Genomic DNA, 19451 nt, shown 5'->3' with positions numbered 1-19451 from the left:
CAAGCGCCCCCCGCGACCACGGTGACTTAGGTAAGCCTTACCTGGGTGACAAATTGCATTCCCCACGAATGCGGGGTTCCGTTTGTCGTGCGGGAAGGAATTACGCCACACTGATGTTGTGAAAAACGTGACCGGGACCAACGCAGGGGAGACCACGCGGTCCTCCGGCGTGCCCTCGGAACGGGGAACGCGGGCGCGGGTCGCGCGCCTGATCCTCGAACACGGCCCGGTCACCGCCGCCGACCTCGGCGAACGGCTGGGGCTCACCCCGGCCGCCGTGCGGCGGCATCTCGACAACCTTCTCTCCGAGGGGATGATCGAGCCCCGTCAGGCCCACAAGAAGGCGCAGCGCGGGCGTGGCCGTCCGGCCAAGCTCTTCGGCATCACCGATGCCGGGCGCAGCGCCTTCGAGCACGCCTACGACGACCTCGCCGGCAGCGCGCTGCGGTTCCTGGCCGAGCGCCTCGGGACCGAAGCGGTCACCGCGTTCGCGCGGGAGCAGGTCGCCGGGCTGGTCGAGCGGCTGGGGCCCGCCATGCGGCAGATCCCGGCCGAGCAGCGGGTGCGCATGCTCGCCGAGGCCCTGTCGGCCGACGGGTACGCCGCCTCGTCCACCAAGACGGCGACCGGCGGGGAGCAGCTCTGCCAGCACCACTGCCCGGTCGCCCACGTCGCGGCCGCGTTCCCGCAGTTGTGCGAGGCCGAGACCGAAGCGTTCGGGCGTCTCCTGGGCACGCCCGTCCAGCGGCTGGCCACCATCGCCCACGGAGACGGAATCTGCACCACCCACGTCAGCCCCCACGCGCTGGCGCGAGCCACTCGTATAGAGAGCAAGGAGCCCGGAAGGTGACTGTCACCGACCGCCCGGAGCTGGAAGGCCTCGGGAACTACAAGTTCGGCTGGTCCGACCCCGACGCCGCCGGCGCCGCGGCGCGCCGCGGCCTGAACGAGGACGTCGTGCGGAACATCTCCGCGCTGAAGAACGAACCCGAGTGGATGCTCGACCTGCGTCTGAAGGGGCTGCGCCTGTTCGGCAAGAAGCCCATGCCGACCTGGGGCTCCGACCTCACGGGCATCGACTTCGACAACATCAAGTACTTCGTGCGGTCGACGGAGAAGCAGGCGGCGTCCTGGGACGAACTGCCCGAGGACATCAAGAACACCTACGACAAGCTGGGCATCCCCGAGGCCGAGAAGCAGCGGCTCATCGCGGGCGTCGCGGCCCAGTACGAGTCCGAGGTGGTCTACCACAAGATCCGTGAGGACCTTGAGGAGAAGGGTGTCATCTTCGTCGACACCGACACCGGCCTGCGCGAGCACGAGGAGCTCTTCAAGGAGTACTTCGGCTCGGTGATCCCCGTCGGCGACAACAAGTTCGCCGCGCTGAACACCGCGACCTGGTCGGGCGGCTCCTTCATCTACGTGCCGCCGAACGTCAACGTCGAGATCCCGCTCCAGGCCTACTTCCGGATCAACACCGAGAACATGGGCCAGTTCGAGCGCACCCTGATCATCGTCGACGAGAACAGCTACGTGCACTACGTCGAGGGTTGCACCGCGCCGATCTACTCCAGCGACTCGCTGCACAGCGCGGTCGTGGAGATCGTCGTGAAGAAGGGCGCCCGCTGCCGTTACACGACCATCCAGAACTGGTCGAACAACGTCTACAACCTGGTCACCAAGCGCGCCGTGGCGTACGAGGGCGCGACCATGGAGTGGATCGACGGCAACATCGGGTCCAAGGTCACGATGAAGTACCCGGCCGTCTACCTGATGGGCGAGCACGCCAAGGGCGAGACCCTCTCGATCGCCTTCGCGGGCGAGGGCCAGCACCAGGACGCCGGCGCCAAGATGGTGCACCTGGCGCCCAACACCTCGTCCACCATCATCAGCAAGTCGGTGGCGCGCGGCGGTGGCCGCACCTCCTACCGGGGCCTGGTCCAGATCGAGGAGGGCGCCGCCGGATCGGCCTCCACGGTCAAGTGCGACGCCCTGCTGGTCGACCAGATCAGCCGCTCCGACACCTATCCCTATGTCGACGTCCGCGAGGACGACGTGTCCATGGGCCACGAGGCGACCGTCTCGAAGGTCTCCGAAGACCAGCTCTTCTACCTGATGAGCCGCGGTCTGAACGAGGACGAGGCCATGGCCATGATCGTGCGCGGCTTCGTCGAGCCGATCGCCCGTGAACTTCCCATGGAGTACGCCTTGGAGCTCAACCGTCTGATCGAACTTCAGATGGAAGGAGCGGTGGGCTAGCGATGGGTCTTGAGACCAAGCCGCTCGTGACCCTGCACGAGACGGCCTCCTTCGACCTGGCCGACTTCCCCGTCCCGACCGGACGTGAGGAGCAGTGGCGGTTCACGCCGCTGTCGCGGCTGAAGGGCCTGCACGACGGTTCGGCCGTCAACGACGGCAACGACCGCACCGAGGTCCTGACCCCGTCCGGGGTGAGCTACGAGCTGGTCAGCCGGGAAGACCCCCGGATCGGCACGGCGGGCAAACCGGCCGACCGGGTGGCGGCGCAGGCGTACAACGCGTTCGAGAAGGCCGGTGTGATCACCGTGCCCAAGGAGCTCGTGCCGTCGGAGCCGATCGTCGTCAACGTCCACGGGCAGGGCGGGACCGTCTTCCGCCACCTGCTCGTCGACGTCAAGCCGATGGCCGAGGCGGTCGTCGTGCTGAACTACACGGGCACCGGGGTGCAGGGGGCGAACGTCGAGTTCGTCGTCGGCGACGGCGCCAAGCTCACCGTGGTGTCGAACCAGGACTGGGACCGCGACGCCGTCCAGGTGGCGCAGTACACGACGCTGGTCGGCAGGGACGCCACGTTCAAGTCGGTCGTGGTCACCCTCGGGGGCGACCTGGTCCGGATCTCGCCGAGGGTGGCCTACACCGCTCCCGGCGGGCGGGCCGAGCTGGTCGGGCTCTACTTCGCCGACGCCGGTCAGCACCTGGAGCACCGTCTCCTGGTCGACCACAGCGTGCCCAACTGCGCCTCCGACGTCACCTACAAGGGCGGCCTGCAGGGCGACGACGCCCACACCGTCTGGATCGGCGACGTCATCATCCGCGCCGAGGCCGAGGGCACCGACACCTACGAGCTCAACCGCAACCTGCTGCTGACCGACGGCGCCCGCGCCGACTCGGTGCCGAACCTGGAGATCCTCACCGGCGAGATCGCCGGGGCGGGCCACGCGTCGGCCTCCGGCCGGCTCGACGACGAGCACATGTTCTACCTGCAGGCGCGCGGCATCCCCGCCGACGAGGCCCGCAAGCTGATCGTCCACGGCTTCTTCAACGAGCTGATCCAGCGCATCGAGGTGCCGGAGATCCAGGAGAAGGTGCTGGCCGCTGTAGAGGCGGAACTGGCCCGATGAGCTCCGAACCGGGCTTCGAGAAGGTCTGCAAGGTCGAGGACGTCCCCGACGAGGGCGTCATCGGCGTCGAGGTCGACGGCACCCCGGTCGCGCTCGTCCGCGAGGGCGCCGAGGTGTACGCCGTCCACGACGTCTGCTCCCATGCCGAGGTGCGCCTCAGCGAGGGAGAGGTCTACGACGGCACGCTGGAATGCTGGCTGCACGGATCGTGTTTCGACATCCGTACCGGCAAGCCGACGGGGCCGCCCGCGACCAGGCCCGTTCCCACATACCGAGTCAAGATCGAAGGCGACGACGTGTATGTCTCGCTCTCGAAGGAGTCATAACGTGTCCACGCTCCAGATCCGCGACCTGCACGTCTCCGTCGGCGACAAGGAGATCCTCAAGGGGGTCGACCTGACCGTCAGCGCCGGTGAGACCCACGCCATCATGGGCCCCAACGGCTCGGGCAAGAGCACGCTCGCGTACGCCATCGCCGGTCACCCCAAGTACACGATCACCAGCGGCAGCGTCACCCTCGACGGTGAGGACCTGCTCGACATGTCGGTCGACGAGCGCGCCCGCGCGGGCCTGTTCCTCGCCATGCAGTACCCCGTCGAGGTCCCCGGCGTGTCGGTGTCCAACTTCCTGCGCAGCGCCGTCACCGCCGTGCAGGGCGAGGCGCCCAAGCTGCGCCAGTTCGCCAAGGACCTGAAGGGCGGCATGGACGCCCTCCACATCGACTCCGCCTTCGCCACCCGCAACGTCAACGAGGGGTTCTCCGGCGGCGAGAAGAAGCGCCACGAGATCCTCCAGCTGGAGCTGCTGAAGCCGAAGGTGGCCGTCCTCGACGAGACCGACTCGGGTCTCGACGTCGACGCCCTGCGCGTCGTCTCCGAGGGCGTCAACCGCTTCCGCGCCTCGGGTGACACCGGCGTGCTGCTGATCACCCACTACACCCGCATCCTGCGCTACGTGAAGCCCGACTTCGTGCACGTCTTCGCGGCCGGCCGCATCGTCGAAGAGGGCGGTCCCGAGCTCGCCGAGAGGCTGGAGAACGAGGGCTACGAGGCCTACACGAAGGTCAGTTCCTGATGTTCGACGTCGATCTCATCAGAAAGGACTTCCCGGTCCTTTCTCGTGAGCTGCCAGGAGGACGCTCGCTCGTCTACCTGGACTCCGGCAACTCATCGCAGAAGCCGAACCAGGTCATCGACACCATGCGCGATCACCTGGCCCACCACTACAGCAACGTCGGCCGCGCCCACCACACGCTGGGCGCGGAGTCGACGGCCGCCTACGAGGACGCCCGCGACGCCGTCGCGGCGTTCGTGAAGGCGCCGTCGCGCGACGAGGTCATCTTCACCAAGAACGCCTCCGAGGCGCTCAACCTCGTCGCGTACGCCTTCGGCAACCCGATCGCCACCGACGAGCGGTTCCGGGTCGGGCCGGGCGACGAGATCGTCATCAGCGAGATGGAGCACCACTCCAACATCGTGCCGTGGCAGCTGCTCGCCCAGCGGACCGGCGCCACGCTGCGCTGGTTCAAGGTGACCGACGAGGGCCGCCTCGACCTCGACGGCCTCGACGACCTGGTCAACGAGCGAACCAAGATCGTCTCGATCGTCCACCAGTCCAACGTGCTGGGCACGGTCAACTCGGTCTCGCCGATCCTGGCCCGCGCCCGCCAGGTCGGCGCGCTGATGATGCTCGACGCGTCCCAGTCGGTGCCCCACATGCCGGTCGACGTGACCGAGCTCGGGGTCGACTTCGTGGCCTTCACCGGCCACAAGATGGTCGGCCCGTCGGGCATCGGCGTGCTCTGGGGCCGTCGCGAGCTGCTCGACGCGATGCCGCCGTTCCTCGGCGGCGGCGAGATGATCGAGGCGGTCTGGATGGACCGCTCGACCTACGCGCCCGTGCCGCACAAGTTCGAGGCCGGCACCCCGCCGATCGTCGAGGCCATCGGCCTGGGCGCGGCGGCCGGCTACCTGACCGGCATCGGCATGGCCGACGTCAAGGCCCACGAGAAGGCGCTGACGGGCTACGCCCTCGACGCGCTCGGCGAGATCCCGGGCCTGAAGGTCATCGGCCCGCGCACCAACATCGCGCGCGGGGGCACGATCTCGTTCACCCTGAAGAACCTGTCGGGTGACGACATCCACCCCCACGACGTCGGGCAGGTGCTCGACGACGCGTTCGGCATCGCCGTCAGGGTCGGTCACCACTGCGCCAGGCCGCTTCACCTGCGGTTCGGCATCCCCGCCACCACCCGTGCGTCGTTGTACCTTTACAACACCACGGACGAGATCGACGCCCTGGCGCGGGGGCTCCACCATGTGCAGAAGGTGTTCGGATGATCGCTGAGTCGATGTACCAGGAACTGATCCTGGAGCACTACAAGCACCCCCAGGGCCGGGGCCTGCGCGACCCGTTCGACGCCGAGGTCCACCACGTCAATCCCACCTGCGGCGACGAGATCACGCTGCGGGTGAAGGTCGACGAGGGCAAGGTGCTCGACGTCTCCTACGAGGGCCAGGGCTGTTCGATCAGCCAGGCCGCCGCCTCGGTGCTCCACGAGCTGGCCACCGGGTCGACCGTCGAGGAGAGCCTGGGCGTCGTCGACGAGTTCACCCGGCTGATGCAGGGCCGCGGCCAGGTGGAGGCCGACGAGGACGTCCTCGGCGACGCGGTCGCGTTCGCCGGGGTGGCCAAGTATCCGGCGCGGGTCAAGTGCGCCCTGTTGTCGTGGATGGCGTACAAGGACGCCGTGGTGAGGAGTGCCTGAGATGAGCAAGCCGACCGAGACCCCGACGGCCGCCCCCTACGACGGCGACCTGTCCTCCGATGACGTCATGGAGGCTCTCCGCGACGTCGTCGACCCCGAGCTCGGCGTCAACGTCGTCGACCTCGGCCTGATCTACGGCCTCAACCTCGACGCCGCCGGCGAGGGCGAGAAGCCGGTCGCGACCATCGACATGACGCTGACCAGCGCGGCCTGCCCGCTGACCGACGTCATCGAAGACCAGGCCAACTCGGCGCTCGCCGACCTGGTCAGCGGCGTGGTCATCAACTGGGTGTGGCTGCCGCCGTGGGGTCCCGACAAGATCACCGACGACGGTCGTGACCAGCTGAGGATGCTCGGCTTCAACGTGTGATTCCCAATGGGATTCCCGGTGTAAGATACGAGGGTTGACTTCAAAGGCCGTCCGCTTTGGGAGCGGGCGGCCTTCTGCCGCGACTGTGAACCGCGGCGACTGCACACTGCTATGCAGTTTCTCGCGCCACGATGAGATCGGCGCGTTTATCGGGCGGTGCGCAGAGCTGGCACTCGGCACCTTTGGAAGGGGTGCCCTCCCCCGATGCGGCGGATTGCCGCCCCGGTTTAACCCTGGCTCGTCCTTTCGCAGAAGAGACGCGCCTGCGTGCTGCGGCACGTCCCTCTCACCGAAAGGCACGACCAACGTGACCATGCTCGACCCGACCATGTCCGCGACCGAGTCCGCCGACGAGACCGTCAACGGTTTCGCCGCGCTGGGGCTGCCGCGACCGCTGGTCACCGGGCTCGCCCGTCAGGGCATCGATTCGCCGTTCCCCATCCAGGAAGCCTGCATCCCCGACATCCTGACCGGCCACGACGTGCTCGGCCGAGGCCAGACCGGCTCCGGCAAGACGCTCGCGTTCGGGCTGCCGATGATGGCCCGCATCGCCGGTGACCGCGCGCTGCCCAAGCGTCCGCGCGCCATCATCCTCGTCCCCACCCGTGAGCTGGCGCTCCAGGTGAACGACGCCCTGGAGCCGCTCGGCCGGGGTCTGTCGCTGCGGATGAAGACCGTCGTCGGCGGCATGTCGATGGGCCGCCAGATCGAGGCGCTGCGCCGCGGCGTCGAGGTGATCGTCGCCACGCCGGGCCGTCTCACCGACCTCATCGAGCAGGGCGAGTGCTCGCTCGAGGACGTCGAGATCAGCATCCTCGACGAGGCCGACCACATGTGCGACCTGGGCTTCTTCCCGGTCGTCAGCGCGCTGCTCGACCAGACCCCGGTCCACGGCCAGCGGCTGCTGTTCTCGGCCACCCTCGACGGCGACGTCGACCAGCTCGTCAAGCGTTTCCTCGTCGAGCCGATCACCCACTCGCTCGCCCCGGCCACCTCGCCGGTCGAGACGATGGAGCACCACCTGGTGCAGGTGAGCTGGCAGGACAAGCCGGCCGTCACCGCCGAGATCGCCAACCGCGAGGGCCGCACCATCCTGTTCGTGCGCACCCAGCACGGCGTCGACCGCGTGGTGAAGCAGCTGGCCCGCGTCGGCGTCCAGGCCGGCGGCCTGCACGGCGGCAAGCGGCAGAACCAGCGCACCCGCATCCTCGGGGAGTTCCGCGAGGGCGGCATCAAGGTGCTCGTCTGCACCGACGTCGCCGCGCGCGGCATCCACGTCGACGACGTCTCGCTGGTGCTGCACGTCGACCCGCCGGCCGACCACAAGAGCTACCTGCACCGCGGCGGCCGCACCGCCCGCGCCGGCGAGAAGGGCAGCGTGCTGACCCTGGTCATGCCGAACGAGCGCCGCTCGACCGACGCCATGGCCCGCCGGGCCGGCATCTCGCCCTCGCGGCACCGCGCCGTGCCGGGCGCCCCGGTGCTGGCCGACATCGCCGGGGCCCGCGAGCCCTCCGGCGAGTCGATCCCGGTGTGGGAGCCCGACATCCGCAAGCCGCTGCGCCCCCGCTCGGGCGGCCGCGACGAGCGTCCGTCGGGCGGCCGCAAGCGCTTCGAGGGCCGTCGCCGGTACGACGACGACCGTCCCCGCCGCGACTTCGGCGACGACCGTCCGCGCCGTGAGGGCGACGAGCGGCCGCGCCGCGAGTTCGGGCACCGCCCCCCGCGCTTCGCCCACGACGACCGTCCCCGCCGCGAGGGCGACGACCGGCCGCGTTTCCAGAACGACGACCGGCCGCGTTTCCAGGGCGGCGACGACCGGCCGCGCCGTGAGGGCGAGCGTCCCCGCTACAACGACGACCGGCCCCGGCACCGCGACGACCGGCCCCGCTTCCAGGGCGACGACCGGCCGCGCCGCGACGCCTCGGCGCCGGCTCCGGCCCGGGGTCACTTCCGTGACGACCGCGCGCCGCGGGCGTACAACAACGACCGCGAGCGGCCCGTCCGCGACGACCGGGGCGAGCCCCGCACCTTCGGCGAGGACCGCGCCCGCGGCGGCTTCCGCGGCCGGTCGGGCGGCGGCGGCTTCCGCCAGGGCCGTCCGGGTGGCCGTTTCAACGGCCGCTAGCCAGCGGTAGAGGACGCCGGTTCCCCAGTGGGGGACCGGCGTTTTCGGTTTTCCCGGCCCCGTTCCGTCCGGTGGAACATCGGTGTCCCGCCCTAGGTGACAGAGATTCGCCGAAACGACGGGGACATGAACCATGCGCAACCCACAAGGGCTCCGCGTGCCGATCCACTTGGGCCGCGGCGCCGCCGAAGCACTGCCCGACCAGCTCGCCGGACAGCTCCGCCAGGCCATCGACTCGGGGCAGCTCGCGGCGGGGATCCGCATGCCGTCGACGCGGACGATGGCCGTGGCCCTGAAGATCTCGCGGGGGGTGGCGCTGACCGCGTACCAGATCCTGCACTCCGAGGGGTACGTCACCAGCCGCCACGGGTCGGGCACCTACGTCGCCGCGCGGGCGCGGCAGACGGAACGCGCGCCGGTGCGGCCGCCCGCCCGGCCGAACGTGGTCGACATGCGGCCCGACCAGCCGACCGCCGACGCCTTCCCGCTGGCCGAGTGGCGGGCGGCCTGGCGGCGGGCCAGCCACCGCGTGCCCAGCGCCGCCGAGCCGCCGCCCGGCGGGCTGCCGGAGTTGCGGTCGGCCATCGCCGCCCACCTGCGGGACACCCGGGGGCTGGTGCTCGACCGGCACGAGATCGTGGTCACCACCGGCTGCGAGACGGCGCTCCAGCTGGCGATTCCCGAGGGCCGCCCGGTCGTCGGGATCGAGGACCCGGCGCTGCCGCGCCTCAGAGAGGCCCTGAAGGGCCACACGGGACACGTCGTGCCCGTTCCGGTCAGTTCCACCGGGCCGCAGGTTCCGGCCGGTGTGGACGCTCTGGTGCTCACGCCCGACCGCAACGAACCCCTCGGTTACCGGCTGCCGACCGAACACCGCCGGGCGCTGGCGGCGTGGGCGGCCGACAGGGGGACGTACCTGATCGAACCGGCCTTCGACGGGCTGTTCCACGCGGGCCTGAACCCCTGCCCGTCGCTGCTGGCCCTGGGCGACCCGGCGACCACGATCATGCTGGGGTCGTTCCGCGAACTGCTGACGCCGGGGATGCGGCTGGCCTACCTGGTCGTGCCGCGCCACCTGGCCGACCGGGTGCGGGAACGGGCCTGCGCGGTGCCGGAGACCTGCCAGCGGGCCGCCGCCGACCTGCTGGCCACCGGCGCGGTCACCCGGCGGGTCGACCGGCTGTCGGCGATCTTCGCCCGGCGCCGGGCGATGGTCCGCCAGGCGCTCGCGGGCGTACGGCGCGACACCCGCGTCATCGGCACCGAGACCGGCACCACGGCGACCCTGCTGCTGCCCCGGGCGCTGCCGGCCCCCGCGCTGGCCGAGCAGCTGCGGGCGCGCGGCGTCAGGGTGGCCACCCTGGCCGCCTTCCACCACCCCGCCGGGCGGGCCGGGAACGGCGTGGTGTTCGGTTTCGGCCACCTCGAGGAGCCGGCGCTGCGCCGGGCTCTGCGGATCATGGTCCGCACCCTCTCGGTGTGACTTTCCCACGCCACCGATGGAAGCGCCCCCGGGCCGCGAAGCCGAGCGCCACTGACCGGCGTTCGACCTGACGAAGTGGCCCCGGGGCGACACGGTCTCGCTCAGTGGACGCTGCCGTGATCCGGACGGTGACGCCATTAGGCTTGGGCGAGTGACGACGTTCGATGAGCTCTACGACGTGCTGTCCGAGAAGGCCCGCACCCGTCCCGAAGGGTCGGGGACCGTGAAGGCGCTCGACGCCGGGGTCCACTCGATCGGCAAGAAGATCGTCGAGGAGGCCGCCGAGGTCTGGATGGCGGCGGAGTACGAATCCACCGACCGGACCGCCGAGGAGATCTCGCAGCTGCTCTACCACCTCCAGGTGCTCATGCTGGCCCGCGGGATCGGGCTCGACGAGGTCTACAAGCATCTTTAGGGCACCCCCGGGTGCCCGGACCTCGCTCGACTCAGAGGCCATCCCGAAAGGTTCCAACAATGCTTCGCCTTGCCGTACCGAACAAGGGCGTGTTGTCCGACGCCGCCCAGGTCATCCTGAAAGAGGCGGGTTACCGCCCCCGGAAGGACAGCAAGGAGCTCGTGGTCGTCGACCCGGAGAACTCCTGCGAGTTGTTCTTCCTCCGTCCCCGAGACATCGCGGTCTACGTCGGCGAGGGCACCCTCGACGCCGGCATCACCGGCCGCGACATGCTGATCGACTCCGGGGCCCCGGCCGACGAGGTGGTGCCGCTCGGCTTCGGCCGGTCGACCTTCCGCTTCGCCGCGCCTCCCGGCGCCTTCTCCAACGTCAAGGACCTCAACGGCAAGCGGGTCGCGACCGCCTACGCCGGTCTGCTGGCGGGCTACCTGGAGGAGCAGAGCGTCGACGCCCGCGTCATCAAGCTCGACGGCGCGGTCGAGACGGCGATCCGGCTCGGCGTGGCCGACGCCGTCGCCGACGTCGTGGAGACCGGCACCACCCTGCGCAACGTCGGCCTGGAGGTGTTCGGCGACCCGATCACCACGTCCGAGGCGATCCTGATCAAGCAGGTCGGGGCGCCCGAGAACAACGGCTTCCAGCAGCTCATCCGCCGCCTGCAGGGCGTGCTGGCGGCGCGCGACTACGTGATGATCGACTACGACATCCGGGTCGAGCGCATCGACGAGGCCATCGAGGTCACTCCGGGCATGGAGGGGCCGACGGTCTCGCCGCTGCACCGCGAGGGCTGGGTGGCGGTCCGCGCGATGATCCGCCGCAAGGGCCACCAGCAGGTCATGGACAAGCTGTGGGACCTCGGCGCCAAGGCGATCCTGATCACCGACATCTACGCCTGCCGCCTCTAGGCCGACCGGCCGGCCGGTCCCGCTACTTCGGGGCCGGCCGGTTGGCGACGTGCCTTATGAGGTCGCTGACGTGGACCGTGCCCAGGCAGCGGCCCACTTCGTCCACCACCACGAGGTCGTCGTAGACCCGCTTGGCGTCCTGCCCGGCGACCTGCATGGCCGCGATGGCCGGGGTCGTCTTGGGCACCAGCCGGGCGCTGTCGGCGATCCGGTGGGCGGGCTTCTTGGCGTGCAGGGCGTGGCCGTAGGCCCCCGCCATGTAGAGCAGGAACCGGCTGCGGTCGACCATCGACTGCGGGCGCTGGTACTCGTCGACCAGGATCACGCTGGTGATCGACGCCTCGTTGCCGAACGCCTGGACGACGTCCTCCGAGGTCGCCGTGATCGGCAGCGTCACGGCCGGCATCAGGAACTCCTGCACCCTCGGCCCGAGCAGCTGGGCCAGGTTCGGCGAGGTCTCGGTCGCCGGGACCGGCACGTGCACCCGGCCGTCGGCCGGCCGCCAGTCGCCGGGCGCCAGCAGCGGGCCGGTGGCCAGCCTGACCCCCCACGCCCGCACCGCCGCGAGCTGGATCTCGTCCTGTACGCCCGGCGCGAGGATGTGCGCCGCCACGCCCTTGGCCACCGTGACCAGCGCCTCGGCGACGGCCGCCCGGCGGGCGTCCTTGGGGGCGCGCTCCACCAGTTCGGGGGAGATCAGGATGACGTAGGGGGAGGCGTCGGCCACGACGTCGAGGGGGATGTTGCGGACCCCGACCCCGCCGAAGGCGATGAGGTAACCGGCGGCGCGCAGCCCGTCGATCCCGGCCAGCAGCCGGGAACGGTCGGCCGGGTCGAGGTCGCCCTCGAGGGTCAGGATGATCTCGCGCGGCCGCCGTCCGGCCACCCGCATCGCCTCGTGCAGCGGGGCCAGCCCGGCCGAGCCCGCCGTGACGGCGGCGATGGGGATGGGCAGCACGAGGGGGAGCCGCGCGTCCTGCTCGGCGGCGGCGCGGATGCCCGCGACGGTCCCGCCGACGTCGGCCCGCTCGGCGGCGGGCGTGCTCGCGTTGACCTGTATGGCGATCACGCCGCCGGTGTCGAGGTCGACCACGGGGGTGAAGCTGGCGACGGGGCCGAAGGCGCTCGGCGGGCCGCCCATGGGGTTCTGGGGCGCGGCGGCCCACGCCGGCACGTACCCCGACACGGTGAACGGGCCGGTCGTCGAAGACTGCTCACCTGGTGAGACGGCGACCGGCGCCGGATGGGGCATGGGAACCGACACACGACGATTCTCATGCGCCTGCCTGCGGTTATTGAGGTGGGTGATTTGAAATTCACCCACATTTCCCCCTATCGACAACCATGGACGCCCTGCTCGGGCTCAGCCGCTACTCTGGGCAGCCATGAGCGCACGCCCGGCCGCCGGGGGCGGACGGTGGGTGTCGATCCCCCCGTCCCGGCTGCCCCGCTGGCTCGCCAACTTCGCCGATCGCCACGGCGGCCCGCCGTCCGAGGAGGGCGGCGCCGATGTGGTCGTCCTGACGGCCCCCGACGGCGCGGTGGCCGAGTGCCACGTCCCTTTCGGCCCCCTCGATTCCGGCCGCTCCGGAGGGCCGGGGAGCCGCGGCGCCGACGGTCTCGCCACAGCAAGGCCCGGCCCTCTCGCCGTTTCCCTGATCTCCCATGTCTCCCGTGAACGGCGGGTCGGGGTTCTGCTTGTCCGTCTCGGCGGATACGCCGCCGGGGTCTTCGAGGGCGACCGGCTGCTGGTGTCGAAGGTGGGCTCCCGGCTCGTCCACGGCCGGAGCGCGGCCGGCGGGTGGTCGCAGCAACGGTTCGCCCGCCGCCGGGAGAAACAGGCCGACGAGGCCCTCGGGGCCGCCGCCGACGTCGCCGCCCGGGTGCTGCTGCCGTCGGCGGGCGAGGGGCTGGCCGGCTTCGTCGTCGGGGGAGACCGCAAGGCGATCGACGAACTGCGGTCCGACCGGCGGCTCGCACCGCTGTTCGCCCTGGAGACCGGCCCGTTCCTGGCGGTTCCCGACCCCCGGCTGGTGGTGCTGGAGAAGACGCCCGAGGAGTTCCGGGCGGTCAGGATCAGGGTCGTCGATCCGCCGCAGGTTTAGAAGTCGGGGATTTCGCCGGGCCACCATACAATCGACCCATGCGCACTCCCGATTGATCACTTCCGTGTGCCCACGGTCCTGAAGCCCCTTCTTCGAGGCAGCTACTCACGGGAGTGTCCCCCAACCATGATCATCGCTACTGACATCGAACTGCGTGTGGGTTCGCGCCTCCTCATCGAGGGGGCCTCGTTCCGGGTCAACCCGGGCGACAAGATCGGCCTGGTCGGCCGCAACGGAGCGGGCAAGACCACGCTCACCAAGACGCTGGCCGGCGAGGGCCAGCCCGCCGGCGGGACCGTCACCATCACCGGCGCGGTCGGCTACCTGCCGCAGGATCCGCGCACCGGCGACCTCCAGGTCATCGCCCGCGACCGCATCCTGTCGGCCCGCGGGCTCGACGAGGTCATCCGCGACCTGCGCAAGGCCGAGCTCGGCATGACCTCGGCCGACGTGCGCACCCGCGACAAGGCCGTGAAGGCCTACGGCCGTCTCGAAGACCGGCTCCACGTGCTGGGCGGCTACGCCGCCGAGTCGGAGGCCGCCTCGATCGCCTCCAGCCTGGGCCTGCCCGACCGGGTGCTCGGGCAGCCGCTGGAGACCCTCTCGGGTGGTCAGCGCAGACGCGTCGAACTCGCGCGCATTCTTTTCTCGGGATCGGAGACTCTCCTCCTCGACGAGCCGACAAACCACCTCGATGCGGACTCGATCTCCTGGCTTCGTGATTTTTTGCGTTCCCACCAGGGCGGCTTGATCATCATCAGCCACGATGTTGGTCTACTTGAAGCGACGGTAAACCGGGTGCTCCATCTCGACGCCAACCGGTGCGTGATCGATACGTACAACGTCGGCTGGAAGGCCTACCTGACGCAGCGCGAGACCGACGAGAAGCGCCGCAAGCGCGAGCGGGCCAACGCCGAGAAGCAGGCCGGGGTGCTGATGGCGCAGGCCGACAAGATGCGCGCCAAGGCCACCAAGGCCAAGGCCGCGCAGGACATGCAGCGCCGCGCCGAGCGGCTGCTGCGCGGCATCGAGCCCGAGCGCCGCTCCGACAAGGTCGCCAAGCTGCGCTTCCCGTCGCCGGCGCCCTGCGGCCGCACCCCGCTGTCGGCCGTCGACCTGTCCAAGTCCTACGGCTCCCTCGAGGTCTTCACCGACGTCGACGCCGCCGTCGACCGGGGCCACCGGGTCGTCATCCTCGGCCTCAACGGCGCCGGGAAGACCACGCTGCTGCGCATCCTGGGCGGCATCGAGAAGCCCGACACCGGCGAGGTGCGCCCTGGCCACGGCCTGAAGATCGGCTACTACGCCCAGGAGCACGAGACCCTCGACCCTGCCCGCACCGTGCTCGAGAACATGCGCTCGGCCGGGCCCGACCTCGCCGACGTCGACCTGCGCAAGGTGCTCGGCTCGTTCCTGTTCACCGGCGACGACGTCGACAAGCCCGCCGGGGTGCTGTCGGGCGGCGAGAAGACCCGGCTGGCCCTGGCCACGCTGGTGTTGTCGAGCGCCAACGTGCTGCTCCTCGACGAGCCCACCAACAACCTCGATCCGGCCTCGCGGGAACAGGTGCTGACGGCTCTGCGCTCTTACACAGGGGCGATCGTCTTGGTCACCCACGACGAAGGAGCCGTGGAGGCGCTGCAACCCGACCGGGTCATCCTGCTGCCCGACGGCGTCGAAGACGCGTGGAGCGAGGAATTTTCCGATCTCGTCGCCCTCGCCTGATCATAAATTTACCGGGTACGGATCTTTTCCCTGGGAGTAGGTAGCCGATCGAGCCGAAATGACTGATCATGGCGTGAGTAACGCTGCGGAAGTCTGGCACTACAGGAGGTACTCGTGGCCGAGACTCTGAAGAAGGGCACCCGGGTGACCGGGGCCGACCGTGAAAAACTGGCCAGCGATCTCAAGAAGCGCTATGCCGCGGGTGAGAGCATCCGCGCCCTGGCCGCTTCCACCGGCCGGTCGTACGGATTCATCCACCGCATCCTCAGCGAGTCGGGCGTGACTCTGCGGGGACGCGGCGGGGCGACCCGAGGCAAGACCAAGCGCTAGTTCCGCCTCGCCGACGCGCGACCGCAGCCGCTCGTGTACCTCAGATCCAGAGCGGTCCGCTCCCGAGCCGACCGGCCGGGGTCGGACAACCGAACAGGGTTCGGTAGGCTCGGGCGTGACCGCCAGGAAGGGGTTGCGGGCTGTGAACGACGCTGTGGAAGCGGAACCAAGGGGGAGAGCGGAGCAGATCTCGGCGAGCGCGCTCGCTGAGGTCGGACTGCGCTACGAGGTGGACGGCGAGATCGCGACGATCACGCTGAACCGGCCGGACAAGCGGAACGCCCAGACGTTCGCCACCTGGTCGGCACTGGCCCGGATCGGGGACGACCTCCCCGACGCCGTGCGGATCGTCGTCGTGAAAGGCGAGGGGCCGTCCTTCTCCGCAGGCATCGACCTGCGACTGTTCACGCCCGGGGGAGTCCCCGGTGAGGGCTCGTTCTCCTCGGTGCTCGGTGAGGGCTTCGAGGAGCGAATCGCCCAGGCGCAGAAGGCCTTCCTGTGGCTGCGTCGTCCGGAGATCATCTCGATCGCGGCCGTCCAGGGCCACGCGATCGGGGCCGGATTCCAGCTCGCGCTCGCGTGCGATCTGCGGATCGTGGCCGACGACGTGCAGTTCTGCATGAAGGAACCGGCGCTCGGCCTGGTGCCCGACCTGACGGGGACCAAGCCGCTGGTCGATCTGGTGGGGCTGCCCAGGGCTCTGGAGTTGTGTGTCACCGCCCGGAAGGTCGGGGCGGAGGAGGCGCTGCGCCTCCGGCTGGCCGAGCTGGCCGTACCGGTTGAGGAGCTGGATACGGCCGTGGCCGACCTGGCGGCGGCGCTGCTGGCCACCGAGCGGTCGGCCGCGACGGCGACCAAACGGCTGCTGCAGGGCGCGGGGAGCCGCACCCTGGAGGAGCAGGCGGCCGCGGAGAGAGCCGAACAGGTGGTCCGCATCCGGTCGCTGTTCGCCTCGGGCTGACCATGAGACCCGTCGCCCGGCGGCGGCTTCTGTTCGCCTGGGGCTGATCTCGGAATCGCCTCCTCCGGTAAAGGGTTGGCCAGGACATGGCGATGATGGGCGGCCCGAATCCGGGCTGGCAGATGATGATGTCGATGCGGCGCGACGGCGACGTCACGAAGGAGCGCCTCGCGCCGGGCACGGTCCGGCGCATCGCCGGCTACGCCGCGCCGTTCAAGTGGTCGATCGTGGCGTTCCTGGCCCTGATCTCGGTCGGATCGCTGACCGTGGTGGCCAACCCGCTGGTCGTGAAGCAGATCATCGACGTGGCCATCCCGTCGGGCGACACCGGGCTGGTCGTCGGGCTGGCGCTGGCCATCGCCGGGCTGGCACTGCTCGACGCGGTGCTGAGCCTGGCCGAACGCTGGTTCTCGGCCCGGATCGGCGAGGGCCTGATCTACAACCTGCGCACGGAGGTCTTCGACCACGTCCAGCGCATGCCGGTGGCGTTCTTCATGCGGGCGCAGACCGGGGCGCTGGTCTCGCGGCTCAACGGCGACGTCATCGGCGCGCAGCGGGCCATCACCAGCACCCTGTCGTCGGTGGTCTCCAACGTGGTCAGCCTGGTGGTCGTCCTGGTCACGATGCTGGCGTTGTCGTGGCAGATCACCCTGGTCGCCCTGCTGATGGTGCCGATCTTCATCCTGCCCGCCCGATGGGTGGGCCGGCGCATGTCCGCCTACACCCGCGAGCAGATGGAACTCGGCGCCGAGATGAGCTCGGTGATGACCGAGCGGTTCAACGTGGCCGGCGCGATGGTCGCCAAGCTCTACGGCCGCCCCGACGACGAGGCCCGCCACTTCGCCGGCCGGGCCGCCCGGGTCCGCGACATCGGGGTCACCGTCGCCATGTTCGGCACCGTGTTCCGCATCGCGCTCGGCCTGATCGCCGCGCTCGCCACCGCCCTGGTCTACGGGCTCGGCGGCGTGCTCGCGGTCGGCGGCTCGTTCGAGCTCGGCACGCTGGTGGCCATGTCGGCCCTGCTCATGCGGCTGTACGGCCCCCTCACGGGCCTGTCCAACGTGCACGTCGACGTGATGACCGCCCTGGTCAGCTTCGACCGCGTCTTCGAGGTGCTCGACCTCAAGCCGATGGTCGCCGAGAAGCCCGATGCCGAGAGGGTGCCGGCCGGGCCGGTCACCATCGAGTTCGACGACGTCCGCTTCCGCTACCCCGGCGCGGCCGAGGTGTCGCTGGCCTCCCTGGAGTCGGTCGCCCGCCCCGACCAGGGCGAGTCGGCCGAGGTGCTCAAGGGCGTCACCTTCACCGCCCGGCCGGGCCAGATGATCGCCCTGGTCGGCCACTCGGGCGCCGGCAAGACCACCACGACCTCGCTGGTCTCCCGTCTGTACGACGTCGACGCCGGCGCCGTCAGGCTCAACGGCCTCGACGTGCGCGACGCCACGATGGAGTCGCTGCGCGACACCGTGGGCGTCGTCATGCAGGACCCGCACCTGTTCCACGACACCATCGCCGCCAACCTCCGCTACGCCCGCCCCGAGGCCACCGACGAGGAGGTCTGGGAGGCCCTGCGGGCGGCCCAGATCGCCGACCTGGTCGCCGCGCTGCCCGAGGGGCTCGACACGGTCGTGGGGGAGCGCGGCTACCGGTTCTCCGGCGGCGAGAAGCAGCGGGTGGCGCTGGCCCGGCTGCTGCTCAAGGCCCCGCCGGTGGTGGTGCTCGACGAGGCCACCGCCCATCTCGACTCCGAGTCGGAGGCGGCCGTCCAGCAGGCCCTGAAGACCGCCCTGGCGGGCCGGACCAGCCTGGTCATCGCCCACCGGCTGTCGACCATCCGCGAGGCCGACGTGATCCTCGTGATGAACGACGGCCGGGTGACCGAGCTCGGGCGGCACGACGAGCTGATGGTCCTCGACGGCTTCTACGCCGAGCTCTACAAGACCCAGTTCATGAGTAGCCCAGCCGTTTGAGCTCCTCGCGGGCGACCTTGCCGACCAGTTCGGCGTCGGTGTGGGCGAGACGGCGGCGGGCGCCCACCCGGGGGGCGCTGGTGCCGTAGAGGGCGATCGTGGAGATCTTGGCGCCGAGGAACTCGCCCACCTGGCCGAACGTCTCGGCGGGGGACTTGTGCAGGTCCTCGTACCGGATCGTCAGCAGCTGGTCGGCGGGCAGCTCCTTGCGGAGCACCGCCGACAGGCGGATCGCGGCGCGCCAGCGCAGCGCGCTCTTGCCCGCGACCGGCATCTCCTTCCAGCGCAGCTTGTGCTCGGCGTTGTTGACGCCGAGGAACGGGCTGGGGAACTCGCTGTCGTCGGCCAGCATGTGGGGCTTGAACCAGGCCATCGTCGCCGGGTCGGCCAGCATGTCGGCGACGACGTCGCGGCCGTCGCGGATCACCTGGACGAAGCGGGCGTCGGGAAAGGCCTGGAGCAGGACGGGGGCGCTGTAGAGCAGGTCGGGGCTGGCGTCGCCGAACCGGGTCAGCTCGGAGGCGGTCACGCACGGGCCCGCGCCGATGATGCCGCCGGCCTCCTTGCAGGCGCCTGGGCACTCGCCGCACGCGCCCGGCACCACCTGCCAGGCCTCGGCCAGCACGTCGCGGATCACCCGGGGCGCCCCCGGGCTGCGCGCGATCGACGGCCGCCGCGCGAACGCGTAGACGACACGGGACACCGCGCCCCGGCCCATGGTGAGATGCACGCCGGGCGAGCGCTTGATGGCACGGGCGAGCAGGTCCGCGCCGCTGTGGGGGGCGGCGAGCACGAAGACCGGCTGACGGACCTTGACGCCGTTTACCACGAGAATGTGGGTCGGTGGTCGCATAGGTAGCGCCTAGTCTGACACTCTTTGGGGGGTGTCCGAACGTACTCCACCCCGTCTCC

19 protein-coding genes are annotated in these 19451 nt (G+C 70.5%); 17 read left to right on the top strand and 2 right to left on the bottom strand.

What is annotated here, in order from left to right; all coding sequences use genetic code 11:
- Positions 1-118: 118 nt before the first annotated feature.
- From AW271_RS26770 to hisG, 12 genes are all read left to right on the top strand, one after another.
- Positions 119-850 (top strand): helix-turn-helix transcriptional regulator, encoded by a 732-nt coding sequence (locus tag AW271_RS26770; protein WP_062340362.1) that lies wholly within the window; start codon positions 119-121, stop codon positions 848-850.
- Positions 847-2259, top strand: coding sequence for a Fe-S cluster assembly protein SufB (gene sufB, locus AW271_RS26765; protein WP_062340361.1), 1413 nt, complete (start codon positions 847-849; stop codon positions 2257-2259). The genes AW271_RS26770 and sufB overlap by 4 nt, the downstream gene beginning before the upstream one ends.
- A 2-nt stretch (positions 2260-2261) precedes the next feature.
- Positions 2262-3380, top strand: a complete 1119-nt coding sequence (sufD, locus tag AW271_RS26760; RefSeq protein ID WP_061292508.1) for a Fe-S cluster assembly protein SufD — start codon at positions 2262-2264, stop codon at positions 3378-3380.
- On the top strand, positions 3377-3706 hold the full coding sequence (locus tag AW271_RS26755) for a non-heme iron oxygenase ferredoxin subunit (RefSeq protein ID WP_062340360.1): 330 nt from the start codon (positions 3377-3379) through the stop codon (positions 3704-3706). The genes sufD and AW271_RS26755 overlap by 4 nt, the downstream gene beginning before the upstream one ends.
- A gap of 1 nt (position 3707) precedes the next feature.
- Complete coding sequence (gene sufC / locus AW271_RS26750) at positions 3708-4454, top strand: Fe-S cluster assembly ATPase SufC (protein WP_062340359.1); 747 nt, start codon at positions 3708-3710, stop codon at positions 4452-4454.
- Complete coding sequence (locus AW271_RS26745) at positions 4454-5719, top strand: cysteine desulfurase (protein ID WP_062340358.1); 1266 nt, start codon at positions 4454-4456, stop codon at positions 5717-5719. Before sufC ends, AW271_RS26745 begins: the two co-directional genes overlap by 1 nt.
- Positions 5716-6147: a Fe-S cluster assembly sulfur transfer protein SufU gene (gene sufU, locus AW271_RS26740; protein ID WP_030452277.1), complete on the top strand. Its 432-nt coding sequence runs from the start codon at positions 5716-5718 to the stop codon at positions 6145-6147. Before AW271_RS26745 ends, sufU begins: the two co-directional genes overlap by 4 nt.
- 1 nt (position 6148) lies before the next feature.
- The gene (locus tag AW271_RS26735) at positions 6149-6517 is read left to right on the top strand and encodes a metal-sulfur cluster assembly factor (protein WP_062340357.1); all 369 of its coding nucleotides are present in this window, start codon (positions 6149-6151) and stop codon (positions 6515-6517) included.
- A gap of 313 nt (positions 6518-6830) precedes the next feature.
- A complete protein-coding gene (locus tag AW271_RS26730; protein WP_062340356.1) occupies positions 6831-8645 on the top strand; it encodes a DEAD/DEAH box helicase in 1815 nt (604 codons plus the stop codon).
- A 157-nt stretch (positions 8646-8802) separates the two neighbouring features.
- On the top strand, positions 8803-10128 hold the full coding sequence (locus AW271_RS26725) for an aminotransferase-like domain-containing protein (protein ID WP_062340355.1): 1326 nt from the start codon (positions 8803-8805) through the stop codon (positions 10126-10128).
- A gap of 151 nt (positions 10129-10279) precedes the next feature.
- Positions 10280-10543, top strand: a complete 264-nt coding sequence (locus AW271_RS26720; protein ID WP_062340354.1) for a phosphoribosyl-ATP diphosphatase — start codon at positions 10280-10282, stop codon at positions 10541-10543.
- A 59-nt stretch (positions 10544-10602) separates the two neighbouring features.
- The gene (gene hisG, locus AW271_RS26715; protein WP_062340353.1) at positions 10603-11448 is read left to right on the top strand and encodes an ATP phosphoribosyltransferase; all 846 of its coding nucleotides are present in this window, start codon (positions 10603-10605) and stop codon (positions 11446-11448) included.
- 22 nt (positions 11449-11470) lie between these two features.
- Here the strand turns inward: hisG and AW271_RS26710 are convergent, their stop codons facing one another.
- Positions 11471-12712, bottom strand: coding sequence for an EAL domain-containing protein (locus AW271_RS26710; protein ID WP_245653209.1), 1242 nt, complete (start codon positions 12710-12712; stop codon positions 11471-11473).
- A 121-nt stretch (positions 12713-12833) separates the two neighbouring features.
- Here AW271_RS26710 and AW271_RS26705 point away from each other — a divergent pair, with 121 nt between their 5' ends.
- The 5 genes from AW271_RS26705 to AW271_RS26685 all read left to right on the top strand — a co-directional run bounded on the left by AW271_RS26705 (position 12834) and on the right by AW271_RS26685 (position 18539).
- Positions 12834-13553, top strand: a complete 720-nt coding sequence (locus AW271_RS26705; protein WP_062340352.1) for an acVLRF1 family peptidyl-tRNA hydrolase — start codon at positions 12834-12836, stop codon at positions 13551-13553.
- 126 nt (positions 13554-13679) lie between these two features.
- Positions 13680-15278 carry an ABC-F family ATP-binding cassette domain-containing protein gene (locus AW271_RS26700; RefSeq protein ID WP_062340351.1) on the top strand — a complete coding sequence of 533 codons (1599 nt, stop codon included), beginning with the start codon at positions 13680-13682 and terminating at the stop codon, positions 15276-15278.
- 114 nt (positions 15279-15392) lie between these two features.
- Positions 15393-15608 carry a helix-turn-helix domain-containing protein gene (locus AW271_RS26695; RefSeq protein WP_030452286.1) on the top strand — a complete coding sequence of 72 codons (216 nt, stop codon included), beginning with the start codon at positions 15393-15395 and terminating at the stop codon, positions 15606-15608.
- Positions 15609-15750: 142 nt separating this feature from the next.
- Positions 15751-16569 carry an enoyl-CoA hydratase/isomerase family protein gene (locus AW271_RS26690; protein WP_439649005.1) on the top strand — a complete coding sequence of 273 codons (819 nt, stop codon included), beginning with the start codon at positions 15751-15753 and terminating at the stop codon, positions 16567-16569.
- 86 nt (positions 16570-16655) lie between these two features.
- Positions 16656-18539: an ABC transporter ATP-binding protein gene (locus AW271_RS26685; protein WP_062340349.1), complete on the top strand. Its 1884-nt coding sequence runs from the start codon at positions 16656-16658 to the stop codon at positions 18537-18539.
- On the opposite strand, the gene AW271_RS26680 is transcribed toward AW271_RS26685, so the two are convergent.
- The gene (locus AW271_RS26680) at positions 18517-19392 is read right to left on the bottom strand and encodes a sulfotransferase family protein (RefSeq protein WP_062340348.1); all 876 of its coding nucleotides are present in this window, start codon (positions 19390-19392) and stop codon (positions 18517-18519) included. The genes AW271_RS26685 and AW271_RS26680 overlap by 23 nt on opposite strands.
- Positions 19393-19451 lie beyond the last annotated feature (59 nt).

This window comes from Herbidospora sakaeratensis, assembly GCF_001570525.1.
GTDB classification, from domain to species: Bacteria; Actinomycetota; Actinomycetes; order Streptosporangiales; family Streptosporangiaceae; genus Herbidospora; species Herbidospora sakaeratensis.
The sequence above is the reverse complement of the archived record's forward strand: the minus strand, read 5'-3'. Positions and strand labels throughout refer to the sequence as shown.